The 16,102-nt window shown below is 73.8% G+C and carries 9 protein-coding genes, 4 tRNA genes, 1 other RNA gene and 1 pseudogene; 8 read left to right on the forward strand and 7 right to left on the reverse strand.

Annotation, left to right across the window (positions count from 1 at the left end; genetic code table 11):
* Positions 1-58: 58 nt before the first annotated feature.
* From ACZ4TO_RS22920 to ACZ4TO_RS22950, 7 genes and pseudogenes are all read left to right on the forward strand, one after another.
* Positions 59-130, forward strand: a tRNA-Gly gene (locus ACZ4TO_RS22920).
* A 79-nt stretch (positions 131-209) separates the two neighbouring features.
* Positions 210-282 (forward strand) — tRNA-Gly (locus tag ACZ4TO_RS22925).
* Between the two features lie 168 nt (positions 283-450).
* On the forward strand, positions 451-1,503 hold the full coding sequence (locus ACZ4TO_RS22930; protein ID WP_382782899.1) for an ABC transporter ATP-binding protein: 1,053 nt from the start codon (positions 451-453) through the stop codon (positions 1,501-1,503).
* Positions 1,500-2,315, forward strand: coding sequence for an ABC transporter permease (locus tag ACZ4TO_RS22935; protein ID WP_385042991.1), 816 nt, complete (start codon positions 1,500-1,502; stop codon positions 2,313-2,315). The genes ACZ4TO_RS22930 and ACZ4TO_RS22935 overlap by 4 nt, the downstream gene beginning before the upstream one ends.
* Positions 2,316-2,335: 20 nt before the next feature.
* Positions 2,336-3,544: pseudogene (locus ACZ4TO_RS22940) on the forward strand (sensor histidine kinase); the annotation flags it as partial.
* A gap of 413 nt (positions 3,545-3,957) precedes the next feature.
* Positions 3,958-4,602 carry a response regulator transcription factor gene (locus ACZ4TO_RS22945; protein ID WP_382782906.1) on the forward strand — a complete coding sequence of 215 codons (645 nt, stop codon included), beginning with the start codon at positions 3,958-3,960 and terminating at the stop codon, positions 4,600-4,602.
* 22 nt (positions 4,603-4,624) lie between these two features.
* A tRNA-Gly gene (locus ACZ4TO_RS22950) sits at positions 4,625-4,697 on the forward strand.
* Between the two features lie 107 nt (positions 4,698-4,804).
* Here the strand turns inward: ACZ4TO_RS22950 and ACZ4TO_RS22955 are convergent.
* The 6 genes from ACZ4TO_RS22955 to ffs form a co-directional block, all read right to left on the reverse strand.
* A complete protein-coding gene (locus ACZ4TO_RS22955; protein ID WP_382782908.1) occupies positions 4,805-5,704 on the reverse strand; it encodes a phosphoribosylaminoimidazolesuccinocarboxamide synthase in 900 nt (299 codons plus the stop codon).
* Positions 5,705-5,860: 156 nt separating this feature from the next.
* Positions 5,861-7,393, reverse strand: a complete 1,533-nt coding sequence (locus ACZ4TO_RS22960; protein ID WP_382782910.1) for a N,N-dimethylformamidase beta subunit family domain-containing protein — start codon at positions 7,391-7,393, stop codon at positions 5,861-5,863.
* Positions 7,394-7,605: 212 nt separating this feature from the next.
* The gene (locus ACZ4TO_RS22965) at positions 7,606-9,447 is read right to left on the reverse strand and encodes a hypothetical protein (RefSeq protein WP_468025304.1); all 1,842 of its coding nucleotides are present in this window, start codon (positions 9,445-9,447) and stop codon (positions 7,606-7,608) included.
* Positions 9,448-9,813: 366 nt separating this feature from the next.
* On the reverse strand, positions 9,814-11,067 hold the full coding sequence (gene purD, locus ACZ4TO_RS22970; protein ID WP_385042988.1) for a phosphoribosylamine--glycine ligase: 1,254 nt from the start codon (positions 11,065-11,067) through the stop codon (positions 9,814-9,816).
* Positions 11,068-11,207: 140 nt separating this feature from the next.
* Positions 11,208-13,571 (reverse strand): DNA polymerase III subunit gamma and tau, encoded by a 2,364-nt coding sequence (locus ACZ4TO_RS22975; protein ID WP_468025085.1) that lies wholly within the window; start codon positions 13,569-13,571, stop codon positions 11,208-11,210.
* 130 nt (positions 13,572-13,701) lie between these two features.
* An RNA gene (gene ffs, locus ACZ4TO_RS22980) (signal recognition particle sRNA small type) lies at positions 13,702-13,800 on the reverse strand.
* Positions 13,801-13,872: 72 nt separating this feature from the next.
* Here ffs and ACZ4TO_RS22985 point away from each other — a divergent pair.
* Positions 13,873-13,960: transfer RNA gene (locus ACZ4TO_RS22985), tRNA-Ser, on the forward strand.
* A gap of 126 nt (positions 13,961-14,086) precedes the next feature.
* Here the strand turns inward: ACZ4TO_RS22985 and ACZ4TO_RS22990 are convergent.
* Positions 14,087-16,054: a copper resistance CopC/CopD family protein gene (locus tag ACZ4TO_RS22990; RefSeq protein ID WP_468025086.1), complete on the reverse strand. Its 1,968-nt coding sequence runs from the start codon at positions 16,052-16,054 to the stop codon at positions 14,087-14,089.
* Between the last annotated feature and the right edge of the window lie 48 nt (positions 16,055-16,102).

A 16,102-nucleotide genomic window follows, 5' to 3' on the forward strand; every position in this document is an offset into this window, starting at 1 on the left:
GCTAGAGTCTGGAACACGCCGAGGGGCACCGCCGAAAAGCCGGAACCCCGAAGGTCGTGCGGGTGTAGTTCAGTAGTAGAACATCCCCCTTCCAGGGGGAAGGCGCAGTGTGCAATTCCTGTCACCCGCTCCGCACTTCTTACCGGTCGATGTAGTCGATCAGGTAGGGTGGTGCTCGCGCCGATCGGTGGAAGCCGGTCGGAGGCAATGCGGACGTAGCTCAGTTGGTAGAGCGCAACCTTGCCAAGGTTGAGGTCGCGAGTTCGAGCCTCGTCGTCCGCTCAGCGAGAAAGGCCCCGGTCAGTAGACCGGGGCCTTTCTCATATCCCCGTCCGTCCCCGCCCGCGCCGATGTCCCGCTCGCGCGTGGCGGAAGCCGTCTGACATTTGTCATGCCGAGTGATGACACCGCGCACTGCCGCCGGGACCCGTCCGCGCCGACGCTGATCCCATGAACACGAACGAGCACGACGACGTGATCGTGGTCACTGATCTGCGGCGCGTGTACGGGGGCGGCGGAACGGATTTCGAGGCGGTGCGCGGAGTCACCTTCTCCGTGCGCCGCGGTGAGATCTTCGCGCTCCTCGGCACCAACGGCGCGGGCAAGACCTCCACCGTCGAACTGATCGAGGGCCTGGCTCCCCCGGCCGGCGGGACCGTCCGGGTCCTCGGGCACGATCCCCACGCGGAACGGGCCGCCCTGCGGCCCCGGATCGGCGTGATGCTCCAGGAAGGCGGCTTCCCGTCCGAGCTGACGGTCGCCGAGACCACCCGGATGTGGGCGGCCTGCACCAGCGGGGCGCGGGCGGCCGGACAGGTCCTGGACCGGGTCGGCCTCGGGCACCGCTCCACGGTCCGCGTGAAGCAGTTGTCCGGCGGCGAGAAGCGGCGCCTGGACCTGGCGCTCGCCCTCCTCGGCGACCCCGAGGTCCTCTTCCTCGACGAACCCACCACCGGCCTCGACGTGGAAGGCCGCCGCGCCACCTGGGAGTTGGTCCGGGAACTGCGCGACGGCGGGACCACCGTGCTGCTGACCACCCACTACCTGGAAGAGGCGGAGACGCTCGCCGACCGGCTGGCGATCCTGCACGAAGGACGCGTCGCGGCCCTCGGCACCCCGGCCGAGGTGACCGCCTCCCAGCCCTCGCACGTCTCCTTCGAACTGCCCGACGGCTACCACCCGGGCGACCTGCCGCCCTTGCCGGAACTCGGGGTGAGCGGCCACGAGACGACGGGCCGGACGATCCGGCTGCGCACCGGCGAACTCCAGCGGACGGCCACCGCCCTGCTGGTCTGGGCCGAGCGGGCGCGGGTCGAACTGCGGGGGCTCGACGTGCGCTCGGCCTCACTGGAGGAGGCGTTCCTGCGGATCTCGCGGGAGGCGGCGGCACACGGCGTGGACGGACCGGGAAACACCGCGGGCCCTCGGGACGCGAGCACGACGGACGCGAACCCGCGGAACACGAACCCGCGGGACGCGCACACGAGGGGAGCCGCGGCATGAGCGGAACAACGGTCACCACCGGCGCCGGTCCCGGCGCCGGGCCGGCCAGGACCACGGCCGCCGGGCGGACGAGAGCGCTGGCGCGCGCCGAACTCACGCTGCTGGGCCGCAGCAGGGCGACCCTGGCCACCGCGGTGCTGGTCCCGATGGTCATGCCGCTCATGCTCCGCTCGAACCTCGGGTCGATGCACCTGAAGGGCACCGGACTCACCGTCGGCTCGGTCCTGCTCCCCTCCTCCATCGGCTTCGTGCTCCTCTTCGCCGTCTACGGGTCCCTGGTGAGCGTGTACGCGGCGCGCCGGGAGGAACTCGTGCTCAAGCGGCTGCGCACCGGGGAACTGCGGGACCTGGAGATCCTCGCGGGCGCCGCGCTGCCCTCGGTGGCGATCGGTCTCACCCAGTGCCTGATCCTGACCGTCGCCTGCCGTGCGACCCTCGGGATCGGGATGCCCGAGCGACCCGAACTCGTCCTGCTGGGGCTGCTGTCGGCGTTCGTCACCTGGCCGGCGCTAGCGGCCGTCACCGCGAGCCTCAGCAAGAGCGTCGAGGGCGCCCAGATCGCGGCCAGCCCGCTGACCGTGGTGTCGCTGCTCGGCTCCGGGACCTTCATCCCCCTCGAACTGCTGCCGGACGGCATGGCCCCGTTCTGCGAACTGCTGCCGCTCACCCCGGTGATCACGCTGCTCCGCGGCGGCTGGACCGGAGACCTCTCCGCCCACGACACCGTCGGCGCCCTCGTCACGGCGGTGGCCTGGACGGTGATCGCGGTGTTTGCTGTACGCCGGTGGTTCCGCTGGGAACCGCGGCGGTGACCACGGACACGGGGGTGGGCATGGGCAGGCCGTCCGGCTGGTGGCGGGGCAAGAGCACACCGGCGAAGGTCGAGACGTACACCCGGTGGTCGTTCCACTTCTTCTCGGTCCTCGAAGCCGCCTCGATCGGGCTGCCCGTCTTCGGGACCATGCCGACGGCCCGGTCCTGGGCGGTGTTCCTGATGGTCTGCGGGCACTCGGTGTTCTGCGCGGTGACCGCCTCGCGGGCGCTGGACTGGACCCGCGGCACCCGGGAACGGCCCCGGTGGGCGCTGCCGGCCCTGGCCGCGTACACCTGCGTGACGGCCGTCGCGGGGAGCGTCCTCGCGGGTACCCCCTGGCGCCCGGCGAACGACGACGCGTTCCTGGTCGCCTCCTCGCTGCTCGTCGGCGTCACCGCGTTCGGCACCGGCACGGTCGCGCTCGGGACCCGTGACCGGCGCCGGATGACGTACGTCGTGCTCGGCGCGGCCGCGGGCGCCGGGGTGCTCTCCCTGCCCCTCGGGTTCGCGGCCCCCGCCGCGCTGATCACCGCCGTCCTGGTGCTGGTGACCGCCGGCCTCCTGACGTTCACCGCGGCCTTCTCCGTCTGGCTCCTCACCGCCGTCTACGAGCTCGACGCGGCCCGCGAGACCCGGGCCCGGCTCGCCGTCGCCGAGGAACGGCTGCGCTTCGGCCGCGATCTGCACGACGTGATGGGCCGCAACCTCGCGGTGATCGCCCTCAAGAGCGAACTCGCCGTGCAGCTCGCCCGGCGCGGGCGGTCCGAGGCCGTGGACCAGATGACCGAGGTGCAGCGGATCGCGCGGGAGTCCCAACGAGAGGTGCGCGAGGTCGTACGGGGCTATCGCGAGGCCGACCTGGCCACCGAACTCGCCGGATCCCAGGGCGTGTTGACCGCCGCGGGCATCGACTGCTCGGTCACCGGCACGGCCGCGGGGCTGCCGGCGCAGGTCCAGTCGGCGCTCGGCTGGGTCGTACGGGAGGCGACGACCAACGTGCTGCGGCACGGGAACGCCAGGACGTGCGCGCTGTCCCTGCGGGTGACGCGGGAGCGAGTGACGCTCACCGTCGAGAACGACGGGGTGCCGGGGGATCCCGGACCCGTCCCCGGTCCGGGCAGAGGCAGCGGGCTCGTGGGACTCCGGGAGCGGCTGGAGAAGGTGGACGGGGCCCTGCTGACCGCCGCGAGCGCCGGGGTCTTCCGCCTGACGGCGGAGGTCCCCCTGCACCCGTCCCCGGAGGCCCGCACGACCCCTCCGGGCGACCAGGTCCCGGACACGCACACGACGTTCGACGCCCCCGCCCCGGAGACGCACGCGACTCCCGGCGACCCGGCCCCGGAGCACCCGGCCGGTCCCGGCGCCCCGGGCACGGACACGCGCGAGGCCGATGCCGGCAGCACGGGTCCGGACGCCCGCACGAGCGCTCCGGGCACTCCGGGCACTCCCGGCACTCCGGGCACGGAAATGCGCACGAGCGCTCCCGGCACCCCGGTCCCGGACGCGCGCACCGCGGCTTCCGGCGACCCGGTCCCGGGCACACGCACAGACACTCCGGGCAACTCGGCTCCCTCGCGTGGCGGGATGCCCGGGGATTCGGTGGGCCCGCACGTTCCGCAGCAGGTGAGAGAGGGCACCCCATGACATTCCCGTCGGCCGGCACGCCGGTGTCCGACACTCCCGTACGGCTGCTGCTCGCCGACGACGAGCATCTGATCCGGGGAGCGCTGGCCGCGCTGCTCGGGCTGGAGGACGACCTGGTCGTGGTGGCGGAGGCCGCGACCGGACCCGAGGCCCTGGCCATGGCGCGGGCGCACGCACCCGACGTCGCCGTCCTGGATCTTCAGATGCCGGGGGCGGACGGTGTGAGCGTGGCCACATCGCTGCGGGCCGAACTGCCCTCCTGCCAGGTGCTGATCGTGACGAGCCACGGGCGGCCGGGACACCTGAAGCGGGCGCTCGCGGCCGGTGTGCGGGGGTTCGTGCCGAAGACGGTCAGTGCGCGACAGCTTGCGGAGATCATCCGTACCGTGCACGCGGGAAACCGTTATGTGGACCCGGAGTTGGCGGCCGACGCGATCTCCGCCGGGGACTCGCCGCTGACCGCGCGCGAGGCCGAGGTGCTCGAATTCGCCGCCGACGGCGCGCCCGTGGCGGAGATCGCGGAGCGGGCCGCCCTCTCGCAGGGAACGGTGCGGAACTATCTCTCCTCGGCCGTGTCCAAACTGGGCGCGGAGAACCGGCACACGGCAGTGCGTCTCGCACGGGCGCGAGGTTGGGTATAGTTGCTCTCGCGCCACGGCGCATGCGGACGTAGCTCAGTTGGTAGAGCGCAACCTTGCCAAGGTTGAGGTCGCCAGTTCGAACCTGGTCGTCCGCTCCGAAAAGAAGCCCCCGACTCCGGTCGGGGGCTTCTTCGTGTGCGGTGACGTCCTCCCGCGCGGAGCGCCGACGGGCCCGGCACGCGGCCGGGCCCGTCGCGCGCGATCAGGACCAGCTGACGCCCGTCAGCCGCTCGTACGCCTCGATGTACTTGGCCCGGGTGGCCTCCACGACCCGCTCGGGCAGGGCGGGCGGCGGCTGCTCGCTCTTGCGGTCCCAGCCCGACTCGGCGGAGGTGAGCCAGTCGCGGACGTACTGCTTGTCGAACGACGGCTGCGCGTGGCCCGGCTCCCAGACGTCGGCGGGCCAGAAGCGCGAGGAGTCCGGGGTCAGCACCTCGTCGGCCAGGACGAGCGTCTCGCCGTCGTAGCCGAACTCGAACTTGGTGTCCGCGAGGATGATGCCCCGGTCGCGGGCGATGTCCCGGGCACGGCCGTACACGGCGAGGGTCGCCTGGCGCAGCTCGGCGGCGGTGTCGGCGCCGACCTGACGGACGACCTCCTCGTACGAGACGTTCTCGTCGTGCTCGCCGACCGCGGCCTTGGTGGCCGGGGTGAAGATCGGCGCGGGGAGCTCCGAGCCGTCGACGAGCCCCTCGGGCAGCGCGAGACCGCAGACCGTGCGGGTGTCGTTGTACTCGACGAGGCCCGAGCCGGTCAGATAGCCGCGGGCGACGCATTCGACCGGAGCCATCCGCAGGGACTTGCAGATCAGGGTGCGGCCGGCCCAGTCGGCCGGGGCGCCCGGCGGGAGTTCGGTGCTCAGCACGTGGTTGGGCGCCAGTTCGGAGAGCTGGTCGAACCACCACAGGGAGAGCTGGGTGAGCGTGCGGCCCTTGTCGGGGATCTCGGTGGGGAGAACCCAGTCGTAGGCGGAGATGCGGTCGCTGGCGACCATCACGAGGTCGCCCGCCTCGTTCTGGTACAGGTCGCGCACCTTGCCGGTGTGCAGATGTACCAGACCCGGCACCTGAAGGGGCTCGGGCTTTTCGACGAATCCGGACACGGTTCCTCCCCGTGGTTCTGTCCAATGCGCTCGATTCTCCCGTATGGGGCGAGCGGCTGAGGACACGGGGCGTTCCGGCCGGGGGCGGGCGCCCGCGGAGCGGGCCGTCACGGGCGCCCGGGAGGCGGGTGGATCGCGGGTGCCGGCCGGGTTCCGTCAGTCGTGTTTGCAGATGCGGTCGAGGAGATTGGCGGTCGCCCGCTGGATACGGGGGTCCACGTGGCCGGGGCGGTCGAGGGCCGGAGACCACGCGAACGTCCCGGACGCGAAGACCAGGGCGCCGGACGGGGCGCGGTAGAGCGAGGTCTCCTGATGGCGCAGGACGCCCTCGCTGTCGGGGTACGGGGAGTGCGCCAGCAGGATCCGGTCCTGGTGCTCGGGCAGTGGGGTGCGCGGGAAGTAACGGTCCGCCTCACCCGCGACCATGCCCTCCACCTCGTCACCGTCGTGGGCGCCGGTCGCCTCCCACAGCCAGTGGTCGGCGTTGCGGACGATCAGCGGCTGCGGCTCGGGGACGCGCCCGGCGTACTGGATGCCGATGAGCTGCTGCTCGGGCCGGTCGATCTCGCGCCACAGGACGGGCTTGCCGGGGCCCCGGCGCTTCCGGCAGGTCAGCAGCCGGTCGGCGACGCCCGACGGGGACGGCCCCAGCTCCACCTGCCAGTACATGGTGTTGGCGGAGAGGAAGACGAGCGAGGTGCCGTGCTCGCGGGCGAGTTCCGTGGTGCGGCGCATCTGCGGCGACCAGTACTCGTCGTGGCCCGGGAAGACCAGGCCTCGGTAGCGGGTGGGGTCGACGCGGCCGGCGTGCAGATCGCGGGCGTCGGCGTAGGCGAGGTCGTAGCCGTAGCGCTCGGCCCAGCGGATGAAGTCGTAGGCGTGGCCGACGTGCAGGGGCAGGCCCGCGCCCGCGTACGGACGGTCGAAGGAGACGGTCGTCGCGGCGTCGGCCTCGCCGAGGAGGCGGCCGTGCTCGTCCCACGCGTGGTAGAGGCTGGCACCGGTGTGGCCGTCCTCCGGATACAGGTTGTACGCCTGCCAGGTGATGTCCGGGAGCAGCAGGAGCAGGTCGGCCGTCTGGTGGTTGCGGACGGTGAAGGGGACGTGCGAGCGGTAGCCGTCATGGGTGGTCAGGACGGCCACGTAGGCGCCGACGCTCCAGTAGGACGGGATCTGCAGACGCCAGGACAGCCACCAGTGGTGGCAGGAGACCGTGCGGTCGGCCGTCAGCGGCGGCGGCTGGACGATCCCGGAGAGCCGGGGACTCGTGGTGATCTTGCTGGCGCCGTCACCGCCGTAGTGGCCGATGCGGTAGATGTCGACGCTGAACTCCTGCGGCGGGTCGACCGTCACGTGGAAGTCGATGGACTCGCCGGGGGCGGCGGCACCCGTGCTGGTGAAGCCCTTGATCTGGCGGTGGACGTCGTCGGCGGAGCGGGGGCCTCCGGGTCCCGTGCGCGGGCGGGCGCGCGAGGTGGAACGCGGGGCCGGGATCCGGGAGCCGCCGCCGGCCGCGGGCTGGGGCGGCTGGGGCGCGTCGGTGTCCAGGTACCAGGGGACGACGTGGCCGGTGTCGTCGAAATAGGTCTCGCTGCCGCGGAGCCAGGGAACGGGTCCCAGGCCGAAGGGATCCGTGACGGCGTGCGCGAGTGCTCCCGACTCCCAGCGGCGGATCTGCTCCGATCCCATGCCCGCACCCCTCCCTCGTGCCCCCGTCGTACTGGCAAGCCCTTGCACCGTGCTCGATCGGTCCCAGCACATCACATTACGCGCGCAGTCCGTCACCGTTCGTCGCGAATTGGCGTGAGTGGAACGGGTCGCTCCGCCTGGGCCGGGGCGCCTGCGAACGGTGGGGCAGGGGCCGGGCCACTGCGGCGGGGCGGCCGCCGGACGGACCGCCGTCAGACCAGGCGGACCGGCTTCTCCGGGCGGACGCCGAGATGGCGGAGCCAGTCCCGCAGGGGCACGGGGTCCCCCGTCTCTATCAGGGTGAGCACGCGGGGTCCGATGTCGGCGGCCCGTTCACCGCCGACGAGGAGGGACGGGCCGTCCAGCCAGTCGAGGCCGGGAACCGCCCCGGCGGTGTCCATCGCGGCGCAGCAGACCATCGCCGTGACGTGGTCGGCCAGCAGCTCGCGGCCGGTCCTGGGCGGCTGGAGGGGGAACAGCGGCAGCATCCGGTCGTCCCACAGGTCGTGGTCGCTGTCCCGCTGCCCGGCGCTCCCGGCGGGCCGGGGCTCCGCCGGGGCCGACGCCTCCTCGCGGGCCAGTTCCGCGGTGAGCCGGGCGGCGAGGGCGGCGGACCGCTCGTTCCCCACGGCGAGGTCGTGGTCGTCGCTCTCGGCGATCCCCATCTCCCCGTACGCCTCGGTCCGGTGCTCGGCGAGGACGGCCGCGCGGTGCGGATCCTCGGCGGGCGCGGCCGCCGAGGGCGCGGTCAGGTGGTCGAGGACGCGGGCCAGGGTGGGCCCGTCCGCCTCGGGCAGCGCGGGGTCGGCGGGGTGGCGGACGCCGAGCGCGTCCAGGACACGGTGCAGCCGGGCGGCGTCCGTGCGCCATTTGCGGTCGACGACCTCGTCCGGATAGTCCTGCCAGTCGACCGGCGCCCAGTCGGGTCCGGCCTCGGCGGGACCGCCGTGGAAGAGGCGGGCGGCGAGCAGCGAGGCGGCCTCGTCCACCGTGCCGGGCTCTTCGAGCAGGTCGCAGGCGGGGCGCTCGCCGAGCCGGGAGGTGAAACCCTCGGCGAGGCGGTCGCGGCGGGACAGCTCGGTCAGGGCGGCGACGACCCCCACGTCCAGGCGGGAGGGCCAGCGGCCCATCCGCCAGGCGGGCAGCGCGACGCGGGTCAGCAGGCGGTCCCAGCCCGCGTAGGCCAGGCCCACCTGTTCCTGCGCGACGATCCGCACGCCGTAGTCCACGGCCTGCGCCCGCTCGGCCGACGCGGACGCCACGGCCCGCTCCATCTCGGCCGCGGGCCCCCGGCAGCCGCGCAGCAGCAGCCGGGTGACCCAGCCGACGCCGGCCAGGACCGTCCGGGACAGCGGGCCCCGGCCGGGCGCGGAGGCCACCGCCACGGCCGCGTCCAGGCCTCGGACGAAGCGGCGGGCCGCGGCTATGTCCGGGTGCGCCGAGGGGCCCGTACCGGCGACGACGGGGGCGAGGACCGCGCGCAGTTCGCCGACCCGCATCCACCACAGGAACGGGGAGCCGATGACGAGGACGGGGGCGGCGGTCAGCCGGGCGGCGCGGTCCGTCAGCGCGGTGACGACCGTGCCGCTTCCGGCCGGACCTCCGCGCCGGCCGTCCGGTTCGTCCTTCGCGCCGGTCGAGGAACGGCCGTGCGCGCGGTGGGTGCGGTCCTCCAGCCAACTGTCGCAGTCCGGGGTGAGCGCTATCGCCGAGGGTGCCGGGACGTCGAGCCGGTCGGCCAGGTCGCGGACCATGCGGTAGAGATCGGGGGCCGACTCCTCGGAGATCGGGACCGTGGGGCTCATGGCGGGCCGGGCGCGGGACACGACGAGCGCGACGCCCGCGGCCGCGAGGAGGACGAGGACGGCGAACACCGTCACGGTCCAGCCCGCGATCCCCCAGGGCCTGCCGGTGACGCGGCCGGTGGCGCCGGCGACGAGCAGCACGACGGCCACGGCCGCGGGCAGCAGGGCGACGGCCAGCGCCCGGCTGCGGACGCGCAGCACAGCGAGAGCCCGGGAGCGCGCTGCCTGCGCGCCCACCTCCACACCCATACCGGTCACGACCGGACGTCACCCCCTCTTGTCCGCCTGGCACCGGCCGTGTCGCTGCCGGTGCGGACGGATGCCCTGGCGTTGGTCACTCCCCCACTGTGGCACCCGCCACCGACATCGCAATGCCGGTGGGCCAAGTGCCGGAATGCTTTCGCCGCACCATAGTTGGGGCCCCGGCCCTCGTCAGCCGGATACGGCATCGGTCACCCGATGGAATGGCTCTGGGGAAAGGTGGATGACGGCGGAACCCGGACGGGCTTCCGGTTCCGTACAGAAATCCGCAGGTGGAGGGGCCCGGACGCACCAAGACAAAGCCCCGGATTCCGTACGGAGTCCGGGGCTCGGTGCTGCTATGGGGACCGTGGGCTACGCCTCGGCGGCCGCCTTGGCGGCGATGTCCGTGCGGTGCTGCGAACCCTCCAGGCCGATGCGGGCGACGGCCGCGTAGGCGCGCTCCCGGGCCTCGGTGAGGCCGGATCCGATCGCTGTGACGGACAGCACACGGCCGCCCGCGCTCACGACCGCGCCGCCCTCGTGACGGGTGCCAGCGTGCAGGACGTACGCGTGCGGGGCGTCCTGCGCGGCCACCTCGTCGAGCCCGGTGATCGGGTCACCGGTGCGCGGGGTGTCCGGGTAGTTGTGCGAGGCCACGACGACGGTGACCGCCGCGTCCTCGCTCCAGCGCAGGGGCTCCAGATCGGCCAGCGTGCCGTTCGCGGCCGCCAGCAGGACACCGGCGAGCGGGGTCGCCAGCCGGGCGAGGACCACCTGGGTCTCGGGGTCGCCGAAGCGGGCGTTGAACTCGATCACCCGCACGCCACGGCTGGTGATCGCCAGACCGGCGTACAGCAGCCCGGAGAACGGGGTGCCGCGGCGGCGCAGTTCGTCGACGGTCGGCTGGAGGACGGTCTGCATGACCTCCTCGACGAGCTTCGGGTCCGCCCACGGCAGCGGCGAGTACGCGCCCATGCCGCCGGTGTTCGGGCCCTCGTCGCCGTCCAGCGCGCGCTTGAAGTCCTGGGCGGGCTGGAGCGGGACGACGGTCGTACCGTCGGTGATCGCGAAGAGGGAGACCTCGGGGCCGTCGAGGAACTCCTCGATGACGACGCGGTCGCAGGCGTTGGCGTGCGCCCGAGCCGTCTCGAGGTCGTCGGTGACGACGACGCCCTTGCCGGCCGCCAGTCCGTCGTCCTTCACGACGTACGGGGCTCCGAACGCGTCGAGCGCCTCCTCGACCTCCTCCGGCGTCACGCAGACGTACGAGCGTGCCGTGGGGACGCCGGCACCCGCCATCACGTCCTTCGCGAACGCCTTGGAGCCCTCGAGCTGCGCGGCCTCCTTCGACGGGCCGAAGCAGGGGATGCCCGCGGCGCGCACGGCGTCGGCGACACCGGCGACGAGCGGGGCCTCCGGGCCCACGATCACCAGCTCGGCGCCGAGCTCCGTGGCCAGCGCGGCCACGGCGGCGCCGTCGAGGGCGTCGACCGCGTGCGACTCCGCCACCTCCGCGATCCCGGCGTTGCCGGGAGCACAGTGCAGGGCGGTGACGTCGGGGTCGAGGGACAGGGAGCGGCACAGGGCGTGTTCGCGGGCGCCACCACCGATGACAAGGACCTTCACAGCCCCAGCCTAGCCGCCCCCGGCCCCCGCCCTTGTAGGGGCTTCCGAGACGACGGGGGTACGGGGCTGGTGCGATCCTCCAGGAAGAGGCTCCGGCCCCCTGGCCGGGGAGGTCCCGGGAGCGACCCGGGGTCCGGGGGTCATTCGTTCGTGAATTCCTCGACCACCGTCGCGCCGAGTTCGCGGACGATCAGTTCGTGGCCCGAGAGGGCGGACTCGTCCAGGTCGGGGTCGTCGTCCTCCGGGATGTCGTCCTCGGGGGCGACCGGCGGCGGCTCGTACGCCGGGGCCGGCGCGGGCGCGGACATGGCCGTGGCCTGGGGACGGCCGCCGGAGGGACCGGACTGCGGGGCCGTGGACCCGGGGGCCGGGGCGGCCGACTGCTGGGGTGCGAGCCGCTGACCGGCCGGAGCCCCGCCGTACCCGCCCGTTCCACCGCCACCGCCGTACCCGCCGGCGCCGGAGCCTCCCGCGCCGCCGCTGCCGTAGCCCCCTCCGCCGCCGTAACCGCCTCCCGCAGGGGCCGCCGGCGGTGCCGAGCCGCCCGAGGCGTCCACGATGGCCTCGACCTTCCACTGCACGTTGAACTGTTCCGCGAGCGCCTGCCGCAGCACGTCCTCGCTGCCGCTGCTCGCGAAGTTGTCCCGCGCCCCGGCGTTGACGAAGCCGATCTGCAGAGTCGTGCCGTCGAAGGCCGTGACCTGCGCGTTCTGGCTGAGCAGGATCCAGGTGAACCGGCGGCGGTTCTTCACCGCCTCCAGGATGTTCGGCCACAGCACGCGCGGGTCGGGACCACCCGCGACCGGAGCCGCGGCCTGGGGTGCTCCCGGAGCGGCGGCGGCCGGGGCCACGGGTGCGGCGCCGGGCGCCGGAGCGGACTGCGCCGCGGGGCGGCCGCCGCCCGCGGGAGCCGTCGTGGGCCAGCCGCCGGGCCGCCGGCCGCTGCCGGCCGCCGTGGCGGTGGGCCAGGCACCGGGCGCGGCCCCCGTGGGTGTGCCGGCCGGGGCCGCGGGCTGCTCGGGGGCGGAGGGAGCCGCCACCGGCGCGCCGGTGGGAGCCGGGGCGGTGGAGGACGCGGCGGGCGCGGGAGGAGCGGCAGGGGTCGCGGGAGCCGTCGCCGCGGGCGCCACGCCCGGGGCGCCGGTGCCGTCCCCGACGCCTCCGTGCCCCGCTCCCTGCGGAGCGCCCTGTCCCGTTCCCCGGGCCGCCGCGCGGGCCGCCGCGAGGCCACCCCCCGGAGGAACCGGGGGAGCCGCGGGCCCGGCCTGCGGGACCGGCGCCGGACCGTGCGCCTCGGGTCCGGGCACGTACCCCATGGCGGGGGCGGTAGCGCCGCCGGAGAAGTTCACCCCGCGCTCGATCCGGTCGAGGCGGGCCATCACGGACCGCTCGTCCCGGTAGGCCGCGGGGAGCAGGACGCGGGCGCAGATGAGTTCGAGCTGGAGGCGCGGCGAGGTGGCCCCGCGCATCTCCGTCAGTCCTTCGTTGACGAGGTCGGCGGCGCGGCTCAGCTCGGCGGCGCCGAAGACCGCGGCCTGCGCCTGCATGCGCTCCACGACGTCGACCGGGGCGTCGATGAGCCCCTTCTCCACCGCGTCCGGGACCGCCGCCAGGATCACCAGGTCCCGCAGCCGCTCCAGCAGGTCCGCGACGAAGCGCCGCGGGTCGTTGCCGCCCTCGATGACGGTGTCCACCACCTCGAAGGCGGCGGCGCCGTCCCCGGCCGCGAACGCCTCGACGACGGCGTCCAGCAGGGAGCCGTCCGTGTACCCGAGGAGCGAGGTCGCCATGGCGTACGTCACACCGTCGTCGGCGGCGCCCGCGAGGAGCTGGTCCATCACGGACATGGAGTCACGCACGGACCCGGCGCCCGCCCGGACGACGAGGGGCAGGACACCGTCCGCGACGGGAATCCCCTCCTGCGTGCAGACCTCGCCCAGGTATTCGCGCAGCGTGCCCGGCGGCACCAGCCGGAACGGGTAGTGGTGGGTCCGCGACCGGATCGTCCCGATGACCTTCTCGGGCTCGGTCGTGGCGAAGATGAACTTGAGGTGCTCCGGGGGCTCCTCGACGACCTTCAGCAGGGCGTTGAAGCCGGCCGACGTGACCATGTGGGCCTCGTCGATGATGTAGATCTTGTAACGACTGCTCGCGGGCCCGAAGAAGGCCTTCTCGCGCAGGTCACGGGCGTCGTCCACACCACCGTGCGAAGCGGCGTCGATCTCGATGACGTCGATGGATCCCCGGCCGCTGCGGGCCAGGTCCTGGCAGGACTGGCACTGGCCGCACGGGGTCGGGGTGGGGCCCTGCTCGCAGTTCAGGCAACGGGCCAGGATGCGCGCGCTGGTCGTCTTGCCGCACCCGCGCGGACCGCTGAACAGGTACGCGTGATTGACCCGGTTGTTCCGCAGCGCCTGCGACAACGGGTCGGTGACATGCTCCTGCCCGATGACCTCGGCGAACGACTCCGGGCGATAGCGGCGGTACAGCGCGAGAGACGACACGTCTACGAGGTTATAGGCGCCCACTGACATCAAGGACCGCCCGAGCGCATCCCGGTCGCGGCCCCGACGGCATCCGGTCCCCGGCGGCCGGGCCCCCGGCCCCAAGGGCCGTCCGGGCGACCGTCCCGGAAACGCAAGCGCCCCCCACGCACCCGCCAGAGCCGACCTACCCTTGCTGCCTTCCGGCCCTGGGGGAGTTCAGTCAGATAGCGCCACGTGAGGGGCTCCGCAAAGAGTACAGGATCCGCGGGGCGGGGAACGAGTTCGCGAGCACTCCTCAACGTCTTGTATTGTTTGCCGCGGAGGATTCGCCTAGAGGCCTAGGGCGCACGCTTGGAAAGCGTGTTGGGGGCAACCCCTCACGAGTTCGAATCTCGTATCCTCCGCCAGTGCCTCACCGGGCACGATGTCGAAGGGCCCCGCTGCTTGCAGCGGGGCCCTTCGACGTTGTCCGGCCCCGTCGGGCCCGCGCGGGCCCCGGCCACGCTCGTGGCCGGGGCGCGCGTCCGTCGGACTCAGTCGATCGTCACCTTCTTCGAGACCGTGACCTCGTCCAGATCGCTGGTGCGGACCGTGACCTTCATCGTCCAGGTGCCGGGCAGGGGGAGCGTGAGGCCGTCGGAGGTCCAGTAGCCGCCCTTGTCGGTGATCTCCGCGTCGATCGGGCCGACCTTCTGGGATTCCAGGGTGAAGGTCAGGCGCACCTCGGGGACGGTCACGAGGCCGCCGTCGGGGCCGAAGACCACGACCTGCACGGAGTTCTCCCCGACCTGGCCGGGCGTCAGCTCGACCTGGGCCTTGCCGTGACCACCCGGGGTGCCGACGTCGAAGGGCACCAGGGTCGTCTTCGAGGTCACCCGGCGCACGGCCGCGACCGCGTCGGCGCTCTCGGCGGCGGCGCGGCCCGGCTGGGTCCCGGTCAGCATCGTCGTGATCACCAGCACCAGGATCCCGACGGTGACCTCGGCGAGCACCGAGCGGCGCAGTCCCCGGTGGTACTCGGTCTCCCCCGGCCCGCCCTTCGCCCCGTCGCCCGCCGAACCGTCACCTGCGGGACCGTCTCCCGTCATGCCGTCTCCGGTCGTGCCGTCTCCCGCAGGCCCGTCCGAGGCCGCTTCCCCGGCCTCCGGCACCTCCGCCGACGGCTCGTCCCCCGTCGTGCCCTTCCGGCCGTCCGCAGGCTCCTCGCGTACGTCCCCGGAGACGGTGCCCTCGGACACCCCGGCGGACACCGCGACCGGGACCGCGACGCGGCCGGCCGGGACGGTGGCGGGCGTCCGCGTGGTCGCCAGCCGGGCCGTCCAGCGCCGCGAGAGGGCGGCTCCGGCCAGGAGCAGCGCCACCAGGACGACCTTCACGACCAGGAGCCTGCCGTACGTCGTCGAGGTCAGGGCGTCCCAGGAGCCGAGGCCGCGCCAGGACTGGTAGACGCCGGTGACCGCGAGGACGGCGACCGAGGTGAGGGAGAGCCGTGAGAAGCGGGTGACGACGGCCGCGGGGACCGGCTCGGCGGGGCGGTGCAGGGCGGTCAGGAGGGCGGCCAGACCGCCGAGCCACACCGCCATGGCGAGCAGGTGCAGCACGGAGGAGACCATCGCGGCGGGCACCTGGATCCCGGCGGACGCGTGCTCGGCGGCGGCCCAGGTGACCGCCAGGGCCAGGGAGAACACCACCCCGAGCACGAGGACGCCACGGCCGGCTCCCCGGTCCCGTACCGGCACCCGCGGGGGCACGAAGGCCACGGCGGCGAGCAGCGCCAGCCGCGCCACCAGGACGATGCCGGGCCGGCTCGCCAGGGTGTCGCTGAGGCCGTCGGGGTCGAAGGCCTCCGCCACGCCGGTGCCGCGCTCGTAGGGGCCGCGCAGCAGGAGCAGCGCGAACGTGGAGCCGAGCAGGATCCACCAGCCGGTCACGAGGAGCCGCCGTACCGAGCCGGGGAAGCCGCAGGCGAGCACGAACGTGACCGCGCCGATGAGCAGGGCGAGTCCGGTGTACGCGGCGTAGCGGGCGATGTCGTAGAGGGCGGAGGAGACGGGGTCGCCGGCGGTGGGCGGCGGCGGAGCGGGGGTCGCGGAGGGTTTGCCGACCGAGAACGTGAAGGCGCCGGAGACGGGGTGGCTGTCCGCCGAGACGACCCGCCAGGCGACGGTGTACGTGCCGTCGGCGAGGCCGCTCGGCAGGGTGATGCCGGCGGTGTCGGAACGGCCGTCCGCGTGCTCGGGTTCGCCGGTGCGCACCCGCCGGTTGTCCGGGTCGAGCACGCGGAAGGAGTCGTCGAACAGGCCGATCGACTCACTGAACGTCAGGGTCACCCGGCGGGGCGCCGACTTCAGCACGCTGCCTTCCTGCGGATCGGTGCCCGTCAGCGCGGCGTGGGCGGACGCGCCGCCCACGCCGCCGAAGAGCACCAGGACCAGGACACCGCCCAGCAGGGCCAGGGCCCTGGCGCCGAGTCGTCGCCGTCGCTGCCCGTTTCCGTTCACACGCCGTCTCCGTATCCGCATGTCCAGAGTCTCGGTCATGTACGGAAA

The organism is Streptomyces sp. NPDC028298 (assembly GCF_055565895.1).